15 protein-coding genes and 2 rRNA genes (1 of these 17 cut by a window edge) are annotated in these 20338 nt (G+C 67.0%); 14 read left to right on the top strand and 3 right to left on the bottom strand.

Features of this window, described 5'->3' with window-relative positions; translation table 11 throughout:
- The 5 genes from AB4Y68_RS05140 to AB4Y68_RS05120 form a co-directional block, all read left to right on the top strand.
- A 23S ribosomal RNA gene (locus AB4Y68_RS05140) occupies window positions 1-886 on the top strand; it begins 1901 nt to the left of the window's first position.
- A gap of 80 nt (window positions 887-966) precedes the next feature.
- Window positions 967-1081: ribosomal RNA gene (gene rrf, locus AB4Y68_RS05135) — 5S ribosomal RNA — on the top strand.
- A gap of 486 nt (window positions 1082-1567) precedes the next feature.
- Window positions 1568-2833 carry a hypothetical protein gene (locus AB4Y68_RS05130; protein WP_441454428.1) on the top strand — a complete coding sequence of 422 codons (1266 nt, stop codon included), beginning with the start codon at window positions 1568-1570 and terminating at the stop codon, window positions 2831-2833.
- A 121-nt stretch (window positions 2834-2954) separates the two neighbouring features.
- Window positions 2955-6011 carry a TonB-dependent receptor gene (locus tag AB4Y68_RS05125; RefSeq protein WP_441454427.1) on the top strand — a complete coding sequence of 1019 codons (3057 nt, stop codon included), beginning with the start codon at window positions 2955-2957 and terminating at the stop codon, window positions 6009-6011.
- A 118-nt stretch (window positions 6012-6129) separates the two neighbouring features.
- Complete coding sequence (locus tag AB4Y68_RS05120) at window positions 6130-7764, top strand: alkaline phosphatase D family protein (RefSeq protein ID WP_441454426.1); 1635 nt, start codon at window positions 6130-6132, stop codon at window positions 7762-7764.
- Between the two features lie 148 nt (window positions 7765-7912).
- On the opposite strand, the gene AB4Y68_RS05115 is transcribed toward AB4Y68_RS05120, so the two are convergent.
- A complete protein-coding gene (locus tag AB4Y68_RS05115; protein ID WP_441454425.1) occupies window positions 7913-8356 on the bottom strand; it encodes a hypothetical protein in 444 nt (147 codons plus the stop codon).
- Window positions 8357-8457: 101 nt separating this feature from the next.
- Here AB4Y68_RS05115 and AB4Y68_RS05110 point away from each other — a divergent pair, with 101 nt between their 5' ends.
- Window positions 8458-9336 (top strand): alpha/beta fold hydrolase, encoded by an 879-nt coding sequence (locus AB4Y68_RS05110; RefSeq protein WP_441454424.1) that lies wholly within the window; start codon window positions 8458-8460, stop codon window positions 9334-9336.
- A gap of 4 nt (window positions 9337-9340) precedes the next feature.
- Here AB4Y68_RS05110 and recQ read toward each other — a convergent pair whose 3' ends face one another.
- On the bottom strand, window positions 9341-11215 hold the full coding sequence (recQ, locus tag AB4Y68_RS05105; RefSeq protein WP_441454423.1) for a DNA helicase RecQ: 1875 nt from the start codon (window positions 11213-11215) through the stop codon (window positions 9341-9343).
- Between the two features lie 1122 nt (window positions 11216-12337).
- On the opposite strand from recQ, the gene AB4Y68_RS05100 reads away from it, so the two are divergent.
- The 8 genes from AB4Y68_RS05100 (at window position 12338) to AB4Y68_RS05065 (ending at window position 19684) form a co-directional block, all read left to right on the top strand.
- A complete protein-coding gene (locus AB4Y68_RS05100; RefSeq protein WP_441454440.1) occupies window positions 12338-13237 on the top strand; it encodes a class I SAM-dependent methyltransferase in 900 nt (299 codons plus the stop codon).
- 139 nt (window positions 13238-13376) lie between these two features.
- Complete coding sequence (locus tag AB4Y68_RS05095) at window positions 13377-14111, top strand: pseudouridine synthase (RefSeq protein WP_441454422.1); 735 nt, start codon at window positions 13377-13379, stop codon at window positions 14109-14111.
- 158 nt (window positions 14112-14269) lie between these two features.
- Window positions 14270-14908 carry a phosphoribosylanthranilate isomerase gene (locus AB4Y68_RS05090; RefSeq protein ID WP_441454421.1) on the top strand — a complete coding sequence of 213 codons (639 nt, stop codon included), beginning with the start codon at window positions 14270-14272 and terminating at the stop codon, window positions 14906-14908.
- Window positions 14909-14940: 32 nt separating this feature from the next.
- Window positions 14941-16155 (top strand): tryptophan synthase subunit beta, encoded by a 1215-nt coding sequence (gene trpB, locus AB4Y68_RS05085; RefSeq protein ID WP_441454420.1) that lies wholly within the window; start codon window positions 14941-14943, stop codon window positions 16153-16155.
- A gap of 2 nt (window positions 16156-16157) precedes the next feature.
- The gene (locus tag AB4Y68_RS05080; protein WP_441454419.1) at window positions 16158-16649 is read left to right on the top strand and encodes a hypothetical protein; all 492 of its coding nucleotides are present in this window, start codon (window positions 16158-16160) and stop codon (window positions 16647-16649) included.
- The gene (trpA, locus tag AB4Y68_RS05075; RefSeq protein WP_441454418.1) at window positions 16646-17488 is read left to right on the top strand and encodes a tryptophan synthase subunit alpha; all 843 of its coding nucleotides are present in this window, start codon (window positions 16646-16648) and stop codon (window positions 17486-17488) included. Before AB4Y68_RS05080 ends, trpA begins: the two co-directional genes overlap by 4 nt.
- Window positions 17489-17498: 10 nt before the next feature.
- A complete protein-coding gene (locus tag AB4Y68_RS05070) occupies window positions 17499-18389 on the top strand; it encodes an acetyl-CoA carboxylase carboxyltransferase subunit beta (protein ID WP_441454417.1) in 891 nt (296 codons plus the stop codon).
- 8 nt (window positions 18390-18397) lie between these two features.
- A complete protein-coding gene (locus AB4Y68_RS05065; protein ID WP_441454416.1) occupies window positions 18398-19684 on the top strand; it encodes a bifunctional folylpolyglutamate synthase/dihydrofolate synthase in 1287 nt (428 codons plus the stop codon).
- A 221-nt stretch (window positions 19685-19905) separates the two neighbouring features.
- On the opposite strand, the gene trxA is transcribed toward AB4Y68_RS05065, so the two are convergent.
- Window positions 19906-20238, bottom strand: a complete 333-nt coding sequence (gene trxA / locus AB4Y68_RS05060) for a thioredoxin TrxA (RefSeq protein ID WP_114816818.1) — start codon at window positions 20236-20238, stop codon at window positions 19906-19908.
- Between the last annotated feature and the right edge of the window lie 100 nt (window positions 20239-20338).

The following is a 20338-nucleotide window of genomic DNA, read 5'->3' as shown; positions in this document are numbered from 1 at the left end:
ACAGGCTCAGTGAAATTGAATTCCCCGTGAAGATGCGGGGTTCCCGCGGTCAGACGGAAAGACCCTATGAACCTTTACTATAGCTTCGCCTTGGCGTTAGCGACCGTATGTGTAGGATAGGTGGGAGGCTATGAAACCGGGGCGCCAGCTCTGGTGGAGCCATCCTTGAAATACCACCCTTACTGTCGTTGACGTCTAACCGAGATCCGTTATCCGGATCCGGGACATGGCGTGGTGGGTAGTTTGACTGGGGCGGTCGCCTCCCAAAGTGTAACGGAGGCGCGCGATGGTGAGCTCAGACCGGTCGGAAATCGGTCGTCGAGTGCAATGGCATAAGCTCGCCTGACTGCGAGACTGACAAGTCGAGCAGAGACGAAAGTCGGCCATAGTGATCCGGTGGTCCCGCGTGGAAGGGCCATCGCTCAACGGATAAAAGGTACTCTAGGGATAACAGGCTGATTTTGCCCAAGAGTCCATATCGACGGCAAAGTTTGGCACCTCGATGTCGGCTCATCACATCCTGGGGCTGGAGCAGGTCCCAAGGGTATGGCTGTTCGCCATTTAAAGTGGTACGTGAGCTGGGTTCAGAACGTCGTGAGACAGTTTGGTCCCTATCTGCCGTGGGTGTTCGAAGCTTGAGAGGATCTGTCCCTAGTACGAGAGGACCGGGATGGACATACCTCTGGTGGACCTGTCGTGGCGCCAGCCGCGCAGCAGGGTAGCTAAGTATGGAATAGATAACCGCTGAAAGCATCTAAGCGGGAAACTAACCTCAAAACAAGGCTTCGCTGAGGATCGTGGAAGACTACCACGTTGATAGGCCAGGTGTGGAAGCGCGGTGACGTGTGAAGCTTACTGGTACTAATAATCCGATCGGCTTGATCGTTTCTCAGCAAAACTCATTCGGTTTTACTTGCCGATATACAATACGCGACGATGTCTTCTCTTTTTTATGTGTCTGGTTGACCCCGTGGCTATGTCGGAGGTTCCACACCCGATCCCATTCCGAACTCGGTCGTTAAGCCCTCCAGAGCCAATGGTACTTCGTCTCAAGGCGCGGGAGAGTAGGTCGCCGCGGGGTCTACCAGATACATAAAAAAGTCTTCCTCATAACCTGAAGGTCGCAGGTTCAAATCCTGCTCCCGCACCCAAGTTTAACGAAAACCCCCACTGCTCACGCCGTGGGGGTTTTCGCGTTCTGGGCCCCGCCCCGCGCCAGCAGCGCCGCCAAGCTGCCCTGCACCTTCAGCTGGAAGGCCTTGGATTGCTTCGTCGGTTCAGCCTAGCGTTAGGCGCGTCCTCCGGAATGGGGCCGTCACGGTTCACGTCCTGGAACCTCCGCAAGGTCTTTCGCCGAATCTCCTGCCTTTGAGGCCGACGTGCGACTCGTCGACGGTCGGCAATGTGAGGCGTTTAACCAGGCCCTGCTCTAGAATATCTCTCCGAGGGGCACGTATTCGACAAGGTGATGTCACTTTAGTTTTTTGAGGACGTGATGAAAGCGTGCGCTGTCGATCATAGTTGAAGCTTAACCGCCTCCCTTGTGTTGGAACGCACGGGGGGGGGCATGAAGTTCAGTATGCGATCGCGCGCCGTTGGGCTCTTTTTGCTCGCGGGGCTGCCCCTCGCGCCGGCCGCCGCCGCCGACCCGGCCCGCGCCGACGAGGCGCCAAAGGCAGGCAACGAATTCGGCTTTCTTTCCAGCGGGTCTGAGGCCGAGCCGGACGCTTCGGCTCTGGCGCGGCTGCCGCTGACCCAGAACGGAGGCGTCTGGGATTCCGGTCATGTGCAGGGCGTCGCGGTCGATGTGCAGGGCGGCTACATCTACTATTCCTTCACCAACCTGCTCGCCAAGTACGACTTCAATGGGAAGCTGGTTGGAACCCTGGTTGGCTGGACAGGCCACCTCGGCGATCTGGCCTTCAACCCCGCCGACGGCAGGATCTACGGCTCGCTGGAATACAAGGCGGACCAGGCCTTCTACGTCGCGGTCATTGATGTCGCCCAGCTCGACCGTGTCGGGGTGGAGGCGAGCCGGACCGAGATCTTCCGCACCGTCTATCTGCCCGACGTCGCCAGAGACTATGCGGCCGATGTGAACGGAGACGGGCGCTTCGACGGCGACCACGCCGCCTCGCTCGACCATCGCTATGGCGCGTCCGGCATCGACGGGGTGGCGTTCGGCCCCGCCTTCGGTCGCGTGGATGGTCCGTTGCGCCTGACCGTCGCCTATGGCGTGTACGGCGACACCGCGCGGGCCGACAATGACCATCAGGTGCTGCTGCAGTACGACATCGCGGACTGGAGCCGCTACGCCAGTCCGCTGTCCGAGGCTGCGCCCCACCGGAACGGACCCGCGTCTGCTGAGGGCCAATATTTCGTCCGCACCGGCAATACGACCTACGGCGTGCAGAACCTAGCCTACGACGAGGCCCAGCAGCGCTGGTTCATGGGCGTCTATAAGGGCCGCAAGGACGCCTTTCCCAACTATCTTCTGTTCGCCGTCGAGGCCCGCGAACAGCCTGTTATGGGCGACCTGATCGGCGTGCCGGATGCGGACGGCGAGGGCTGGGCGCAGGGCCTGCTGTTGGGCCTGGCCGACGACGGTTTGCGCGATTCTGACACGGGCGTTCGAGGCTGGAATCAAAAGGCCGATGTCGGTCTCGAGCCCCTGGGCCACGGCCTGTTCTATCTGGCGGAAAACGCCGGCGGAAAAGGCCGACAGACCGCCGATCTCACCCTGATGCGCTGGACGGGCAATCCGCAGGCACCCTTCGCGCCGGTCAGCCAGACGGAACGTCTCCAGATCCTGGGGAATGCCGACGCGCCGTGAAGCGCGGCATCGACGCTCATCCCAGAACCTTCATCGGCTGAAGTCCCGCGCCTGACGCGAGGGGCGCTGTCGATCCCTAGTGACCATTTTTTCTTGTTCAATCCAACGAAGTAAGCTTGTCATGACCCCCAATCGTCGCCTGCATAAACTGACCAGCGTCAGCCCGCGCGCGCTGCTTCTCTGCCCGCTCCTAGTGACCGCCTTCGCCGTGCAGTTGCCTCAGGCGGCGCAGGCTCAGGCGGCGGTGGTTCAGGCGCCCGCTGCGGCCTCGGGCGCGGTGCGCGGGCGGGTGTTCGACACCGCCAGCGGCGAATATCTGCGCAACGCCGAGGTTCGCGTCGAAGGCACGACGATCGTGGCCTATTCCGAGGACGGCGGCGCCTTCCGTCTGAGCGGCGTGCCGGCGGGCGAGGTCACGGTCCTGGTGCGCTACGCCGGCCTGCAGGAGGCGCGGGTCACGGCCGCGGTCGCCGCGGGACAGACGGCGGTGCTGGACATCGAACTGAAGGCACCTATCTACGCCGCCTCCGGCGGGGAAGCGGCGGCGGTCGAGGACATCGTGGTCACCGCCGCGCGCGGGGGGCAGGCCAAGGCCCTGATGGAGCGTCGCGCCTCCATGAACGCCAAGAACGTGGTCCCGGCCGACAACTTCGGCGCCCTGACCATGGGCGACGTCGGCGAGTTCATGAAGTCCATGCCGGGTCTCTCGCTGGACTATACCGAGGTGGACGCCACGGCCGTGCGTATCGGCGGCCTGCCGCCGAAATACTCGACCTTCACCATGGACGGCGCCCGCATGGCCACGGCGACCTCCAACAACAACTCGGGGCGTCAGAACTCCTTCGAACAGATGTCGATCACCGGCGTCGAGGCGATCGAACTGAACCACACCCTGCTGGCCAGCATGGACGCCGACGCGCCGGGCGGCAGCATCAATCTGCGCAGCAAATACGCCTTCCAACTGGCTGATCGTCAGCTCCGCTTCCAGCTGGGCGGCGTCGGCACCTCGGATTCCCAGCTCTCGCGGCACTACATGCCCGACGACCAGAAGCACGCCAGCATCTATCCGTCGGGACAGTTCAGCTATGCCGACGTCTTCCTCGACGGTCGCCTCGGGGTCGCGCTGAGCGGCAGCTACAACGCCAACTATGTGCAGCAGGACCGCATCCAGACGGACTGGTCCTACCTGCCGGACGGCCGGGTCATGCCCTATCAGGTCATGTGGCGTCCGGGCCCGAAACTGACCAGCCGTACGGCCGCCAATCTGGCCGTGGACTACAAGATCACCGACGACCTAGTCTTCTCTCTGAGAAGCAACTACTCGTTCTACGATGTCGAATATTTCAATCAGTACACCTATCTGATCTTCGGCACGCCGACCGTCTCGCAGGCCACGGCGGACTCCACGCCGACCCATATCACCGTGAACCCCAACGGGACGAATACCCGCCTGCATACCCAGTATTCGCACCGCTATGCCGGGACGCCCGCCTATCTGCTCGCGCCCAAGCTGGAATACAAAGGCGAGACGTGGGAGGCGGCGCTTCGCGCCAGCTATTCCAGTTCCGAGTTCAACTTCCGGGACCGGAGCAAGGGCTTCTTCCAGCGCACGGACAGCTATCTGACCCGGATCGGCTTCACCCTGGATCGTGATTCATCGGAGTCGAACACCTGGGCCCTGGCCCAGACCGCTGGCCGTCCCTGGGGCGATCCCACCAGCTTCAACCGCGACGACGACATCGGCAATAATATCCGGACCTCCGAGTCCGACGCCGTCAATGAGATGTATTCGGTCAACCTGGACCTGAAGAAGAAGTTCAGCCTCGGCGACGTCTACTTCGCCCTGATGGGCGGCGCGAGCGCCCGCACCAACGACTGGCGGACCAACGAAGGCTCGTTCCAGCAGTTCCAGTACGTCGGTCCGACCGGAGATCTCTCGCAGAAGGCCCCGGAGGCGGTGGTGCCCTGGACGCAGAACTACAAGTTCGAGATCATCGGCTTCGACGCCGGGAACATGAACGCCCAGAACTGGCGCGCCGACAGCAACTACGCCACCCATGATCTCTACAAGAAAAACCCCGGATACTTCGTGCCGGACATGGTGGGCAACCTGAAGCGTCGTCTCGACAACGACAAACAGGTTCACGAAGACATCACCGCCGCCTACTTCGAGGCTCAGGCCGATGCGGGCCAGGCGCGCTTCGATCTGGGGTTGCGCTACGAGAAGACCGAAACGACCGCCAAGATCGCTGTCATCCGTCCGGTCAAGGAGGTGACCGCGGCTGGTTTGTCCGTGAGCACGGTCGAGGGGCTTCTCTATCAGTACCACAACGGCGAATCGTCCGAACGCCAAGGCGAATACGACGACTGGTTCCTGAGCGGCGGGGTCAAGTACGACTTCACCGATAATCTGGTCGGCCAGCTTTCCTTCAGCCAATCCATCCTGCGCCCTGACTATGGCAATCTCGGCGGGGTGGTGTCGGTGAACGACGACACCATGATCGTCACCGTGCCGAACCCGGAGCTGAAGCCCGAGCACTCGACCAAGTACTACGCCAGCCTGCAGTACTATCTGCCTTCGGCCGGGATCGTCGGCCTGTCCGTCTATCAACTGGACATGAAGGACATGCAGGTCACCGGCATCACGGTCAATCCGGAGGACGTCGGGTTCGATCCTGCAGAATACGCGGGCTACACCTTCCGCAGCGCCCAGAACCTGGACGGGACCAGCACCAACAAGGGCGCGGTCCTCGAGTACAACCAGCAACTCACCTTCCTGCCCGGCGCCTTGAGGGGGCTGGGTCTGCATGGCTCGCTGACCCATATCGACCCGGACGGCGAGCGCCAGAGCACGCCCAAGCAGGCGGCCAACTGGGGCGTTCGTTACAACTACGGCCCGTTCGACTTCCAGCTGAACGGCAACTGGCAGGCGAAATATCGTGTCAGCGGCCTGAACAACACCGAGACGACCGCGAACAACGGCATCCTCTATCACGCGTCCCGTGAGCTGTGGAACGTCAGCGTCAGCTACAAGCTGAACGACCGCTTCGAAGTGATGATGGCGGGCCGGAACATCTTCAACTCGCCCGACGTCATCTACTCGAACGTGAGCGAGCGTGTTCAGCAGTACACCGTGTACGGCTCGATGTGGAACGTCGGGATCAAGGGCGTCTTCTGATCCCGAGCGCTTGAGCGCCAGAACGCTGGTTGTGGCCGCGTCGTCCTGCGACGGCGCGGTCGCGGCAGGCTGAACAGGGCCGGCCCACCGGGTCGGCCAGCACATCCAAGGACATGTCATGGCTCTGCTACTTGATCGGCGGCGACTAGTGCTGGGCGGCAGCCTGGGCCTCGCGGCGCTCGCCTTGCCCGCCGGCGCCGGTCTGGCGGCGGAAATGCTAGGCGCTACGGGCTTCACCCACAATGTGGCCAGCGGCGAACCGGGCCCGGAGTCCATGCTGCTGTGGACGCGCTACGTGCCGGCGACCAGCGCTGATGAAGTCCGTCTGGACGCCGAGATCGCGCTGGACCGCGACTTCAATCAGGTCGTGTCGCGGGGCACCGTGCGCACCGGCCCCTATCGGGACTGGACGGTCAAGATCACCCTGGACGGGCTGAACCCCGGCACGGTCTATTGGTATCGCTTCATCGCCCCCGACGGCGCCCGATCAGAGACAGGACGCACCAAGACCTTGCCGGTGGGCCAGGTGGACCGGTTCCGTCTGGGCCTGTTCTCCTGTTCCAACATGCCGATGGGCTGGTTCAACGCCTATGCCCATGCGGCGGCGCGCGACGACGTGGATCTGTGGCTCCACGTGGGCGACTACGTCTATGAGTACGGCCTGGGTTCTTACGCGCCGGACGACCTGATCGCCGGACGGGACCTTCTGCCCGCGCATGACCACGAGATGATCGCGCTGGCGGACTATCGCCTGCGTCTGGCCTGCTATCGCGCCGACGACGACCTGCAGAAGCTGCACCAGGCGGCCCCGATGATCAGCCTGTGGGACGATCACGAGGCCAGCAATGACAGTTGGGAAGGCGGGGCGCAGAACCACCAGTCCCAGTCGGAAGGCGACTGGAACGTGCGGCGGGCCGCAGCCACCCAGGCCTATCTGGAGTGGATGCCGATTTCCGAGGAGCCGTGGAAGGCCTACTCGATCGGCGCGCTCGCCACCCTCTACCGCACGGAATCGCGCCTGATCGGGCGGACGCGACAGGCCGACATCGCCGGGGCGTTCCGGGCCGGCACCGACGCGGCTCTGCAGGCTTTCCGCGATGGCCCCTGGCGCGATCCTTCGGCCACCATGCTCGGCTCGACGCAGGAAAGCTGGCTGGCGCAGGCGCTCAAGCACAATGCCAGGACGACGGCCTGGCAGATCGTCGGCATGGGCGCCATCCTCGGCCGAACCGTGATGCCGCAGGACGCCGTCAGCTGGCTGCGCCCGGATGCGAGCGAAAAGACCGTTCGGTCCTTTGCGGATGGCGCGCGGGCGGCGCGGGCGGACCTGCCGATGTGGATGGACCGCTGGGACGGCTATCCGGCGGCGCGCTCTCGCTTCCTCAGCGCGGCGCAGGAGGCCGACGCCGATCTGGTGATGCTGTCGGGCGACAGTCACAACGCCTGGGCCTATTCACTGGTCGAGGACGGGCGACCTGCGGGCGTGGAGTTCGCCGGCCACGCCGTCACCTCCAACGGCATCGAGAAGCAACTCGGCGTGGCGCCCGAAGTCGCCGCCCTGTCGTTCACCGCCGCCAATCCCGAGATGGCCTGGGCCCAGACCAGCGGGCGCGGCTATATGGTGATCGACGTGACCCCCGAAAAGGTCGGCGGCGAATGGGTCTTCATGCAGACCATCAAGTCGCGCAGCACGGCCCTAGCGGGCGTTCACCGGATGTCGGTCGAGCGCGGCCGGCGCCGCTTCCTCGCCTGAGCGACGGCGTGTGAGGTATCGACCAAACCCTGCTCTCGCATCCAATACTGAAAACCCCGGGGCGCAAGCCCTGGGGTTTTCGCGTTCCGGCCCCGTCGAACTTGGGCGAACGTCTCAAGCCTTGAATCGGTGATGACGGGCTGCGGCGTTACTTGCCACGACCGCCGTCGATGAAGTCCTTGATCGAGGCAGGGTTGCGGCCGTTGGCGCGGGCCCCGTCGCAGGCGATGGTCTGTGCGAAGGAGGTCAGGCTGTTGGGCGGGATGTCTTCCCAAGCCGCTTCCTGGCTTTCGATGCGGTCGGTCTCGACGCCGTTGGGACCGTATTCAAGTTCCAGGACGACGCGGGACTTCTTGGTGGCGCAGCGCAGAGCCAGATCCTCTGTGGTGTGGCTGTAATCGCCCGGGGCGCCTTCGAGCGGCACGCGGGCGATGCGGATCGTGGTGTCGTCGCCAAGGACGCTTATGCCGCCGACGTCGGCGAGATACATGGTGCGGGCGCTGCGCGAGAAGACGTTCCATTCTTCGGCGGCGGCGGTGCCCGCGAGAGTGATGCCGGCGGCCAGAATGGCGCTCAGGATAATAGGCTTCATTTCAATCCTCCCCAGGATGGCCGGATATCACACCCGAACCGGTGCAATTTCAACTGGCGAAGGTCGACCAATTGTCGCGATCAGGCGTTAGCGTGGTCGCCATGAAACGCCTCCTTCTGAGCCTGCTTCTGCTGATCTGTCTTCCAGCGACGGCGTGGAGCGAGCCTGCGGTCGGGTTTCAATCCGAACGGATCGTGGTCGAGGTGCGAGGCGCGGGACCGGACGTGATCCTGATCCCGGGTCTGGCATCGACCTCGGCCGTCTGGGCGCGCACCGCCGCGGCGCTCGAGGGGCGCTACCGGGTGCATCTGGTGACAGTGAGGGGGTTCGGCGACGTGCGGGCCGAGGCCAATGCATCGGGCTTGGTCAGCGGGCCGACGGCGGCGGAGATCCGGCGCTATATCGCCGAGGAGGGGCTGACCAGGCCGGCCTTGATCGGGCACTCGATGGGCGGCCAGATCGCCTTGCGGGTGGCGGCCGACGCCGGGCCGCGCATCGGCCGAGTCATGGTGGTGGACGCCTCGCCCTTCTTCCCTTCCCTGATCAGCGCCGGGGCGACCACGGGCGACGTCGAGCCTTTGGCGCGGCTGGCCTATCAGGGGCTGTTGCTGCTGGGGGATGACGCTCTGCGGACCCAGGCGAGCAGCCTGGGAATCGAGATGGGCGGCGCCAGCGACAGCCTGTTCGGCACCCTGGGCTGGCAGGGCGGCGACCGGCGCACCCTGGCGCAAGGCCTGTACGAGGTGATGACCGTGGACCTGCGCTCGCGCCTGCCCTCGATCACCGCGCCGGTCACCGTCGTCTATGGCTGGAGCGCCGACGACCGCAGTCCGCGCAGCCAGATCGACGGCCTGTTCCGCGCCGGCTACCGCTCGCTGCCGCATCCGGCCGAGTTCGAACGGATCGAGGGCGCCGAGCACATGGTCATGATCGACCAGCCGCGGCGCTTCCAGGCGGCGGTGGAGCGGTTCCTGCGCTGAAGGCTCAATCCGCCGCGCGCAAGGCCTCGAGCACGCCCTTGCCGTAGCGTTCCAGCTTGCCGGCGCCGACGCCGGAGATGCGGCCGAGCGCATTGAGGTCGCGCGGCTCGCTGAGAGCGATCTCGACCAGGGTCTTGTCCTGGAAGATGACGTAGGGCGGGACGTGCTGCTCGGCGGCGCGGTCGCGGCGCCAGGCGCGCAGGACCTCGAAGCGGGCGCGGACGTCGGCGTCCAACGCCTCGACGGCCAGGTTGCGGCCGGCGTTGCGGCGCGGGCGTTCGGCCTCGACGACGCGCACTGGGGCCTTGCGCACCTGAATGGGACGCTCGCCGCGATAGACGGCGCGGACGGCCTCGGGATCGCCCAGCCGGATGATGGGCTTGCCCTCGTTCGGGTCTTCGACCAGCAGGCCCTCGAACAGCAGGTGGTCGATGACGTCGCGCCAGGCGGTCAGCGACAGGTCGGCGCCGATGCCCCAGGTGGACAGGTTCGCCTCCCAGTTCTGGACGTCCTTGGTCTTGCCCAGCAGGTGGTCGACGACGCGGGTGCGGCCGAAGCGTTCGCCGAGGCGTTGCACCGCCGCCAGGGCTTTTTGCGCCGGGACGACGGCGTCGAAGGTGGCGGGCGGGTCGCCGCAGATGTCGCAGACGCCGCACGGCTGGGCGTCCTGTTCGCCGAAGTAGCGGCGCACGGCCTGGGGCCGGCAGACGGCGCCGTCCAGCATGGCGAACAACTGGCGGACCTTGCGCGTCTGGACCTGTTTGATCTCCTCGGCCATCGGCCGGCCTTCGAGGCGACGCAGGGACCAGGCGATGTCGGAGGGACCGTAGAGGGTGATGCCCTCGGCCGGTTCGCCGTCGCGTCCGGCGCGGCCGATCTCCTGCCAGTAAGCTTCCAGAGACCCCGGCGGATCGGCGTGGATGACGAAGCGGACGTCGGGCTTGTCGACCCCCATGCCGAAGGCGATGGTGGCGACCATGACGGCGCCGTCCTCGGCCAGGAAGCGGGCCAGCCGCTGGTCGCGCTCGCGGGCGTCGAAGCCGGCGTGATAGGCGATGGCGTTGGTCCCGGCGTCGCGCAGAGTTTGCGCCACACGTTCGCAGCCGTCGCGGCTGCCGCAATAGACGACGCCCGACTTGCCGCGCCGTTCGCGGACCAGTTCGACCACGGCGGCGTCGGTGCGGGCGCGCGAGCCGTTGATCTTGCGCTCGGCCGACAACTGCAGGTTCGGGCGGGCGAAACTGTCGACGAAGACGCGGGCCTCGCCCAGCCGCAGCGAGGCCAGGATGTCGTCGCGGGTGCGGGCGTCGGCGGTGGCGGTGACGGCGATGCGCGGCACGCCGGGGAAGACCTCGGCCAGACGACCCAGGGTGCGGTAGTCGGGACGGAAGTCGTGACCCCACTGAGACACGCAGTGGGCCTCGTCGATGGCGATCAGGCTGAGCTGCAACTCCGACAGCCGCTCCAGCATCGACCCCGAAGCCAGGCCTTCCGGCGAGACGTAGAGCAGGTCCAGTTCGCCGGATCGGGCGGCGCGCCAGATGGCCGAGCGTTCGTCCATGCCCACGCCGGAATCCAGACGGGCGGCGGCCACGCCCTGCTGTTTCAGGGCCTCGACCTGATCGGTCATCAGGGCGATCAGCGGCGACACCACCAGACCGACGCCCGGGCGCAGGATGGCGGGAATCTGATAGCAGACGCTCTTGCCGCCGCCGGTCGGCAGGACGGCCATGACGTCGCGCCCGGCCAGAACCTCGGCCACGACATGGGATTGCAGCCCGCGAAAATCGGCATGACCCCAGACCCGGCCCAGAACCTCGCGGGCGCCGTCCAGAGTCTGGGAAACGGGCGGGGCGGAACGGCGGGGGTCTGCGAGCATGGGCCGGGTTGTGCCGTATTCGTTCCGGGGTGTCATCCTAATCCGGGGAGGGCGTGTTCCTTCTCCCCTTGCGGGAGAAGGTGGCCGAGCGGAGCGAGGTCGAATGAGGGGTTGCGCTGAGTTTGACTGTTCGCCTTCCTCCACTGTCGCGAGACCCCTCATCCGTCGGCCTGCGGCCGCCACCTTCTCCCGCAAGGGGAGAAGGAAACATCTTGGGTGCGCTACCGCCCTTCGGGCTGCTTGAGCGCCGACGCCCGCCTCGCGAGATCGCGGGCGGTGGAGGGCTGGGCGGGGCGCCGGGCCTTCGCCCGGAGACAGATGAGTTTTACCGTTTCGACGAAGACGCTGCGCCCCGCGCGAAGAGTTGGACATGAGCTCGGGGCAGGCGCCGTTGTTAGCGGCTACCCCCGGCGCCCATGACGGGCAGGCCGCGCGACGACGCGGTCCTGGAACGGTCCGAGTAACCCCCTCGACCCTGACCGGAGCCTCTATGGCGGACGGGTCGAACGCCCCGTCGCTAGGCCCCAGCGGCGTCATGAATGGAGTGTGGTCTATCGCCCTTCGGGCTACTTGAGACCACGATAGGAAGAAGCGCGTTCGCGCCTGCTTCGTCTCTCACTCCTGAACTGCCCGCCTGATCCGTCGCCGCCTTCCGCTGGGTCCTCCCTTGACCGGCGCGCGCGACGGAGGACGAACAGTCCGACAAGACCCCCGTTCTCTCCGCTCCCGCCGCCGCTTCGGTTCGCCGGCCGAGCGAGCCCTCCCTTGCGACGAGACAGGGAAAGCATGGCGCAGGTTGGGGGTGAGGCGAGGTGATGGGGGATGGGACGGCGCGATCCCTTGGGTTTTCAGGGATTGGGCGGGGTGGTTGTGCGTGCTGCCGCCAAACTCCGCTCACCCCGACGGACGCCGGGGTCCAGTCCTTTGCCCAGGGGCGGGCGTCCGGAGCTCGCACTGGATCCCGGCGTCCGCCGGGATGAGCGGGAGGTGGAGCATGCGAGACCCCTCATCCGAACCCTTTGGGCCCACCTTCTCCCGCAAGGGGTGACGGACGAGGGCATGAGCATGGTGGTCGCGGCGGGGGCCTACGCCTCGGCGCGGAAAGCCGCTAAGGAGCGCCGCATGACCACTATTCTCTATGGCCGCCCGCCGGCGGTGTTCGATGTGCCGACCGGGGCCGTGCAGACCTCGCCCATCATTCCCGGCTCGACCGCGCTGGAAGACCTCGCTCCCGGTTCGGTGGACGAGGCGATGATCTACGCCCCGCCGGGCGTGGTGGAGCGGCGCTATACCCTGGCGATGGCGCTGCGGGCGCTGAAGGTCGGCGGACGGCTGGACGTCATGGCGCACAAGAGCAAGGGCGGCTCGCGTCTGGGCAAGGAGCTGAAGGACTTCGGTCTGGAAGTCGGCGAGACGGCCAAGGCGCACCATCGCCGCTGCATCGTCACCCGCCCCGAGATGATCGAGGGGCTGGATGCGGCCATCGCCGCCGGCGCCCTGCAACAGATCGAGGGTCTGGACGCCTGGTCGCAGCCGGGCGTCTTCGCCTGGGACCGGGTCGATCCCGGCACGGCCCTGCTGGCCGGGGTCATGCCGCCGCTGAAGGGCGCGGGCGCGGACCTGGGCTGCGGCTTCGGAGCGCTGTCGCTGGTGGCGCTGCGTTCGCCGGCGGTGACGAGCCTGCGTCTGATCGACATCGACCGGCGCGCGCTGGCGGCGGCCAAGAAGAATGTCGAGGACCCGCGCGTGGGCTTTGAATGGGCCGATGTGCGCACCCTGGAGACAGCGGGCGAGCTGAACTTCATCGTCAGCAATCCGCCCTTCCATGACGGCGGGACCGAGGATCGGCGTCTGGGCCAGAACTTCATCCGTCAGGCGGCGGCCCTGCTGAAGACCGGCGGCGTGCTGTGGCTGGTCGCCAACCGGCACCTTCCCTATGAGGCCGAACTGAACGCGACCTTCAAGCGGGTCAAGCCGCTGCTCGACAAGGGCGGTTACAAGATTTTTGAGGCGGTGAAGTGAACCTGTCTCTCTTGCGCCATCCTCGGGCTTGTCCCGAGGATCCAGACGCGCAGGGGGTTGATGGGGGCGTGCTGTCGGAGACGTCGAGTCTATGGATCCTCGGGACAGGCCCGAGGATGACGGCTGTGGGTGAGCAACGGTGAAGAAAATCCCGACAAGCCGCGTCGACAAGCTGCTCGGCTCCATGGGCTACGGCTCGCGGGCCGAGATGGCGCGCATGGGCAAGGCGGGCGGGATCGTGCTGGACGGCGTGGACCTGACGGATGTGTCCAAACGCATTCCGGTGACGCCCGACCTGCCGAGCCGGATGGAGATCGACGGCGAGCCGCTGGACCCGGTTCAGGGGTTGGTCATGCTGCTGAACAAGCCCTTGGGCATGACCTGTTCGCGCAAGGAAGACGGGTCTCTGGTCTATGACATTCTGCCGGATCGGTGGAAGCGTCGCGACCCGGCCATCTCGACCATCGGGCGGCTGGACAAGCAGACATCGGGCCTGCTGCTGCTGACCGACGACGGCGACCTGCTGCACCGGGTGATTTCGCCGAAACGCCATGTGGCCAAGGTCTATCGCGCGACGCTGGCGCGACCGCTGGTCGGCACCGAGGGGGCGCTGTTCGCCTCGGGCGATTTGGTGCTGGAAGGCGAGGACAAGCCGCTGTCGCCAGCCATCCTCGAGGTGGTGTCGCCGACCGAGGCCCTGCTGACCGTGACCGAGGGCCGCTATCATCAGGTGCGCCGCATGTTCGCCGCCGCCGGCAACCACGTCGAGGCCCTGCACCGCGAGCGGATGGGCGGGCTGATCCTGCCGGATGATCTGGCGCCGGGCGAGTGGCGGCTGCTGACGCCGGAAGAGGTCGAGCTGATCTTCGCCTGAACCCTTCATATCCGCTCACCCCGGCGGACGCCGGGGCCCAGTACTTTGGCTGCAAGCGTCGCAGGTGAGGCTCTCACTGGATCCCGGCGTCCGCCGGGATAAGCGGGAAGTGAGGTTGTCGTCTTGACCTCGCCTCTTCGCTCGCGCACCTCCCTCTCATGACCCTCGCCAAGATCTGCGGATTGACGACGCCCGAGACGCTGGAGGCGGCGCTGCAAGGCGGCGCGGCCTTTGTCGGGGCGGTGGTGTTTGAAAAGAGCCCCCGCCACATTCCGCCGTTGCACGCCGCCACCCTGTTCGATCGGGCGCGGAAACGGGCCAAGATCGTGGCGGTTCTGGTCGATCCCGACGACGCCCTGCTGACCGAGGTGGGGCTGATCCTGCGGCCCGACCTGATCCAGCTGCACGGCCATGAAACGCCCGAGCGCGCGGCCGAGGTGCGGCGGCTGACGGGGGCGGGGACCATTAAGGCCCTGTCGATCCGCGAGGCGGCCGATTTCGACGCCGCCGCCGACTGGGCTCCGTATGTCGATTATCTGATGTTCGACGCCAAGCCGCCGGCGGGCTCGGACCTGCCGGGCGGGGTGGGGGCCTCGTTCGACTGGTCGATGCTGGCGGGTCGCCGCTTCGACAAGCCCTGGTTCCTGGCCGGAGGCCTGAGCCCCGACAATGTCGCCGAGGCAGTGCGGATTTCCGGCGCAACGCTGGTCGACGTGTCCTCTGGCGTCGAAAGCGCGCCGGGTGTTAAGGACCGTGGCCGGATCGACGCCTTTCTAAAGGCCGTATCCCGGTCCTGATTTCGTCGCCTTCCCGCGAAAGACTGCCGCTCGTGAACGCAAACCTGTCCAATACCTACGCCTGGCCTGACGCCGAGGGCCGCTTCGGCCCCTATGGCGGCCGCTTCGTGCCCGAAACCCTGATGCCTCTGATCCATGAGCTTCAGGCGGCCTATGACGCGGCCAAGGCCGACCCGAGCTTCCAGGCCGAGCTGGACGGATTCCTGACCCACTACGTCGGTCGCGAGAGCCCGCTCTATTTCGCCGAGCGGCTGACCGATCACTTCGGCGGGGCCAAGATCTGGCTGAAGCGCGAGGACCTGAACCACACGGGCGCGCACAAGATCAACAACTGCATGGGCCAGATTCTGCTGGCCCGCCGCATGGGCAAGACGCGGATCATCGCCGAGACCGGCGCCGGTCAGCACGGCGTGGCCTCGGCCACCGTCTGCGCCCGCTTCGGCCTGCCCTGCACCGTCTATATGGGCGCGGTGGACGTCGAGCGGCAGCAGCCCAACGTCTTCCGCATGAAGCTGCTGGGGGCCGAGGTCGCGGCGGTGACGGCGGGGGCGGCGACGCTGAAGGACGCCATGAACGAGGCGATGCGTGACTGGGTCACCAACGTCGAGGACACCTATTACATCATCGGCACGGCGGCGGGCCCGGCCCCCTATCCGGCCATGGTGCGCGACTTCCAGTCGGTCATCGGCAAGGAGATCAAGCGCCAGTCGCTGGCCCAGATCGGGCATCTTCCCCAAGCGGTGGTGGCCTGCATCGGGGGCGGCTCCAACGCCATCGGCGCCATGCACCCCTTCATCGAGGACGAGGGCGTGCGCCTGATCGGCGTCGAGGCGGCGGGCCACGGTCTGGACACGCCGGAACACGCCGCCAGCCTGAAGGGCGGTCGTCCCGGCGTGCTGCACGGCAACCGCACCTATCTGTTGCAGGACGCCGACGGCCAGATTCTGGAGGGCCACTCCATCTCGGCCGGGCTCGACTATCCGGGCATCGGGCCCGAGCACGCTTGGCTGAACGACCTCGGCCGTGGCGAATACCTGTCGGCCACCGACGACGAGGCGCTGGACGCCTTCCGGATGCTGTCCAAGCTGGAGGGCATCATCCCGGCGCTGGAGCCTTCGCACGCCCTGGCCCGCATCGGCGAGATCGCGCTGGACGTGGGCAAGGACGGCGACGTCGTGCTGGTCCTGTCGGGCCGGGGCGACAAGGACATTTTCACCGTGGCCAAACACCTGGGCGTGGAGCTTTGAGCATGAAGACCCTTCTGATCGCGGCCCTGGCCGTCGCCATGTCGCCGACCCTGACGATGGCTAAGACCCAGGCGGCGCCGGCTGCTCCGGCGCCCGCGGCGCGGGCTGCCGCCCCCGGACCGCAGGGCGCGCCCGCCGCCGACACGCCCCTGCTGGGCGCCGCCCAGCCGGCGCCGGACTGCGGCAACCTGCATGGACTGAACGGTCGCGCCTTCTGCGTCACCGCGCCGCTCGCCGGCGTCGGCGCTCTGGCCGAGACCTATATCGCTCATTTCGAAAGCCAGGGCTGGCTGGTCGCGGACGGCGACGACAATCGCGTCGTCCTGATCAAGCGCAAGGACGGCGGCGTCTGCGACGGGATGCAGATGGTGGCCTTCTATGACACCGCGCGCCCCTCGGCGCCGGAAACGCCGGGCTACCTCGGCTTCGCCACCATCCCCGGCAACGTCTGCGCCGGTCAGCCGGCGGCGGCTGCGGGAGCGACGCCCCAGTGACGACCGCTCGCATCGACGCCCGCTTCGCCAAGCTGAAGGCCGAGGGCCGGGCCGGCTTTATTCCCTATGTCATGACCGGCGATCCCAGCCGGGACGAGGCGCTGGAAATCCTCAAAGGCTTGCCCGCCGCCGGGGCCGATCTGATCGAACTGGGTCTGGCCTTCTCGGACCCTATGGCCGAGGGGCCGCCGATCCAGCGCGCGGCGCTGCGCGGATTGCAGGCGGGGATGACCCTGCGCGGCACGCTCGACCTGGTGGCCGACTTCCGCAAGGGCGACGACGCCACCCCGGTCATCCTGATGGGCTACCTCAACCCGGTCGAGAGCTATGGCTACGAGGTCTTCGCGCGCGACGCGGCGGCTTCGGGCGTGGACGGCCTGATCGTGGTCGACTGTCCGCCGGAAGAGGCGGGGCCTCTGGCCGCCGCCCTGGACGCCGCCGAGGTCTCGCTGATCCGTCTGGCCACGCCGACCTCGGACGACGACCGGCTGAAGGTCATCGCGCGCGGCACCTCGGGCTTTGTCTATTACGTCTCGGTCGCGGGCGTGACCGGGGTGAAGGAGGCGCAGGCCGCCTCCGTCGCCCCCGCCGTCGAACGGGTGAGGAAGGCCGCCAACCTGCCGGTCGCCGTCGGTTTCGGCGTCAAGACGCCCGAGCGCGCCGCCGAGATCGCCCGCGTGGCCGATGCGGTGGTGGCCGGCTCGGTCTTCGTCGATGAAGTCGCCGCCGCCCTCGCGGCGAACGAACCCGCCGTCCCCCGCGTTCTGGCTCGAGTGAAGGCTCTGGCCGATGCGGTGAAAACCGCCCGGGCTAGTGCGTCAGTCGCGGAAACCGTCTAAAGGCGCGCTCATGGTCGACAAAAATCCCGAGAACAAGCCGCGCGGCGGCTGGCTGTCCCGCTTCGCTCCCGGCGTGCGCAAGATCGTCAGCCGGCGCGACACGCCCGACAATCTGTGGGTCAAGGATCCGGACAGCGGCGAGATGCTGTTCCGCTCGGACCTGGAGGCGGCCCTGTGGGTCACGCCGTCCGGCCGTCACATGCGGATCAATGCGCCGACGCGCCTGAAAGCCACCTTCGACGGCGGCCAGTTCGAGGCCATCGACACGCCCGACGTGCCGGAAGACCCGCTGAAATTCTCGGACGGCAAGCCCTATCGCGATCGCCTGTCGGCGGCGCGCAAGGCGGCCGGCCGCAAGGACACCATGGCCATCGGCTTCGGCCAGATCGACGGCGTGGCCGCGGTCGTCATCGTGCAGGACTTCACCTTCATGGGCGGGTCGCTGGGCATGGCGGCGGGCGAGGCCTTTGTCGCCGCCGCCCGTGAAGCCGTGAAGCGCGGCGTGCCCTTCGTCTGCTTCACCGCCGCCGGCGGCGCGCGGATGCAGGAAGGCGCGTTGAGCCTGATGCAGATGGCCCGCACCACCCTGGCCGTGCAGGAAGTGAAGGCGGCGCAACTGCCCTATATCGTCGTCCTGACCGACCCGACCACGGGGGGCGTGACCGCTTCCTACGCCATGCTAGGCGACGTGCATCTGGCCGAGCCGGGCGCCCTGATCGGGTTCGCCGGTCCGCGCGTGATTGAGACCACCATCCGCGAGAAACTGCCGCCGGGCTTCCAGCGCGCCGAATATCTGCAGGGCAAGGGCATGGTCGACAAGGTCGTGGCGCGCGGCGAGCTGCCGACGACGCTGGGCCAGATCATGTCCATGCTGATGGGCGGCAAGCGCAAGGCGGCGTAAGCGCCTTCATGGATCCGATTTCGCAGCGCCTTCTGGCCCGCCATCCGCAGCGCATCGACCTGTCGCTGGACCGGATGCGGGCCCTGTGCGCGGCGCTGGGCAACCCGCAGGATCGGCTGCCGCCGGTGGTCCATGTCGCCGGCACCAACGGCAAGGGCTCGACCGTCGCCCTGATCCGCGCCATCGCCGAGGCGGCGGGCTTGCGGGTTCACGCCTACACCTCGCCGCATCTGGTGCGCTTCAACGAGCGCATTCGTCTGGCCGGGACGCTGATCAGCGACGAGACGTTGAACGAAGTGCTGGACCGGGTCGAGGCCGCCATGGCCGAGACGGGAGGCCAGGCCACCGTGTTCGAAAGCACGACCGCCGCCGCCTTCCTGGCCATGAGCGAGGCGCCCGCCGACCTGGCCATCATCGAGGTCGGATTGGGCGGACTGCTGGACGCGACCAACGTCATCGACCGGCCGCTGCTCAGCGTCATCACCCCCATCGACCTGGACCACGCCGAGTTCCTCGGTACGGTGCTGGAAGGCGTCGCCGCCGAGAAGGCGGGCATCCTGAAGGCGGGAGCGCGGGGCGTCATCGCCCGCCAGTCCGAAGCGGTCATGGCGGTGATCGCGCGGCGCGCGGCCGAGGTCGGCTCGCCGCTGACCGTCATGGGCGTGGATTTCGACGCCTGGGCCGAGCGCGGGGGCCTGGTCTATCAGGATCAGGAACGCTTCCTCGACCTGCCGGCCCCAGCGCTGAGCGGGCCGCATCAGTTCGACAATGCGGGCGTGGCCATCGCCGCCGCCCTCGAACTGGACCTGCCCGCGGCCGCCGTCGCCGAGGGGCTGAAATCCGTGCGCTGGCCCGCGCGAATGCAGCGGCTAACCGCCGGCCCCTATGCCGAAAAGGCGCAGAAGGCGGACGCCGAACTGTGGCTGGACGGCGGGCATAACCCCCACGCCGGACGCGCCCTGGCCCGGACCCTGGCCGAGCGGCAGGCGCGGGCGCCGCGCCCTCTGGCCCTGATCGTCGCCATGCTGGCCAACAAGGACGCGGGCGGCTTCTTCGAGGCGCTGAAGGGGACCGACGCTCAGGTCTTCACCGTCGGCTTCGACGGCGCCGCGGCCGATCCGGCGGCCTTGGCTGCGGTGGCGCAAGGGCGCGGCTTCGGCGCCATGCCGGCGGGTTCGGTGGACGAGGCGCTGGACCGGGCGCTGGCGCTGGGCGCCGGACGGGTGGTCATCTGCGGCTCGCTGTATCTGGCCGGCGAGGTGCTGGGCGCCAGTCCCGAGACCTGGCCTCAATGATTCTCCCTTCCCCCTCGAGGGGGGAAGGGTCGGGGATGGGGGTGAGGGCGCGACGTTGGGCGGCGAGGCGCATGAGACGCCGCCTCCAGAGGCTTCATCGAACACGGTCTGCCTCCACCCCCACCCAACCCTCCCCCCTCGAGGGGGAGGGCTTTGTTTCACGCATGAAAAAGGCGGCCGGCCTTTCGGCGCCGCCGCCTGATTTCATCCGCTGAGACGGATCAGTCCGCCTTGACGCCGGCTTCGGCCAGCCATTCGACGATCTTGCCCTTGGGCATGGCGCCGACCTTCATCGAGGCCAGTTGACCGTCCTTGAACAGCATCAGGGTCGGGATGCCCTTCACGCCCATCTTGGACGGGGTCATGGGGCTGTCGTCGATGTTGATCTTGGCGATCGTCACCTTGCCCGACAGTTCGTCGGCGATCTGTTCCAGCGCCGGGCCGATCTGCTTGCAGGGGCCGCACCACTCGGCCCAGAAGTCCACCAGGACGGGGGTCGAGGATTTCAGGACGTCGGCGTCGAAGCTTTCGTCGGTGACTTTGACAGTCGCCATTTTAAGTCTCCTTAGGGGCGCTACGCTCGGCCCGCGGGGCCTCGCTGCTTGAGCGCAAAATGAGTTGCGCGCTGAGTATGCGCTCAGCGTTCAGTGGCAG

The organism is Brevundimonas sp. 2YAF1, assembly GCF_052114745.1.
In the GTDB taxonomy this organism is placed as follows: domain Bacteria; phylum Pseudomonadota; class Alphaproteobacteria; order Caulobacterales; family Caulobacteraceae; genus Brevundimonas.
Note: the sequence above shows the minus strand (reverse complement) of the source record. Positions and strands in the feature narration are given on the sequence as shown.

Coding starts and splice junctions, on each gene's coding strand:
- AB4Y68_RS05110 (WP_441454424.1), top strand. CDS start 8,458: ATGAAACGCCTCCTTCTGAGCCTGCTTCTGCTGATCTGTCTTCCAGCG.
- AB4Y68_RS05125 (WP_441454427.1), top strand. CDS start 2,955: ATGACCCCCAATCGTCGCCTGCATAAACTGACCAGCGTCAGCCCGCGC.
- AB4Y68_RS05070 (WP_441454417.1), top strand. CDS start 17,499: ATGGTCGACAAAAATCCCGAGAACAAGCCGCGCGGCGGCTGGCTGTCC.
- AB4Y68_RS05065 (WP_441454416.1), top strand. CDS start 18,398: ATGGATCCGATTTCGCAGCGCCTTCTGGCCCGCCATCCGCAGCGCATC.
- AB4Y68_RS05120 (WP_441454426.1), top strand. CDS start 6,130: ATGGCTCTGCTACTTGATCGGCGGCGACTAGTGCTGGGCGGCAGCCTG.
- AB4Y68_RS05080 (WP_441454419.1), top strand. CDS start 16,158: ATGAAGACCCTTCTGATCGCGGCCCTGGCCGTCGCCATGTCGCCGACC.
- AB4Y68_RS05100 (WP_441454440.1), top strand. CDS start 12,338: ATGACCACTATTCTCTATGGCCGCCCGCCGGCGGTGTTCGATGTGCCG.
- trxA (WP_114816818.1), bottom strand. CDS start 20,238: ATGGCGACTGTCAAAGTCACCGACGAAAGCTTCGACGCCGACGTCCTG.
- recQ (WP_441454423.1), bottom strand. CDS start 11,215: ATGCTCGCAGACCCCCGCCGTTCCGCCCCGCCCGTTTCCCAGACTCTG.
- AB4Y68_RS05130 (WP_441454428.1), top strand. CDS start 1,568: ATGAAGTTCAGTATGCGATCGCGCGCCGTTGGGCTCTTTTTGCTCGCG.
- AB4Y68_RS05115 (WP_441454425.1), bottom strand. CDS start 8,356: ATGAAGCCTATTATCCTGAGCGCCATTCTGGCCGCCGGCATCACTCTC.
- AB4Y68_RS05090 (WP_441454421.1), top strand. CDS start 14,270: ATGACCCTCGCCAAGATCTGCGGATTGACGACGCCCGAGACGCTGGAG.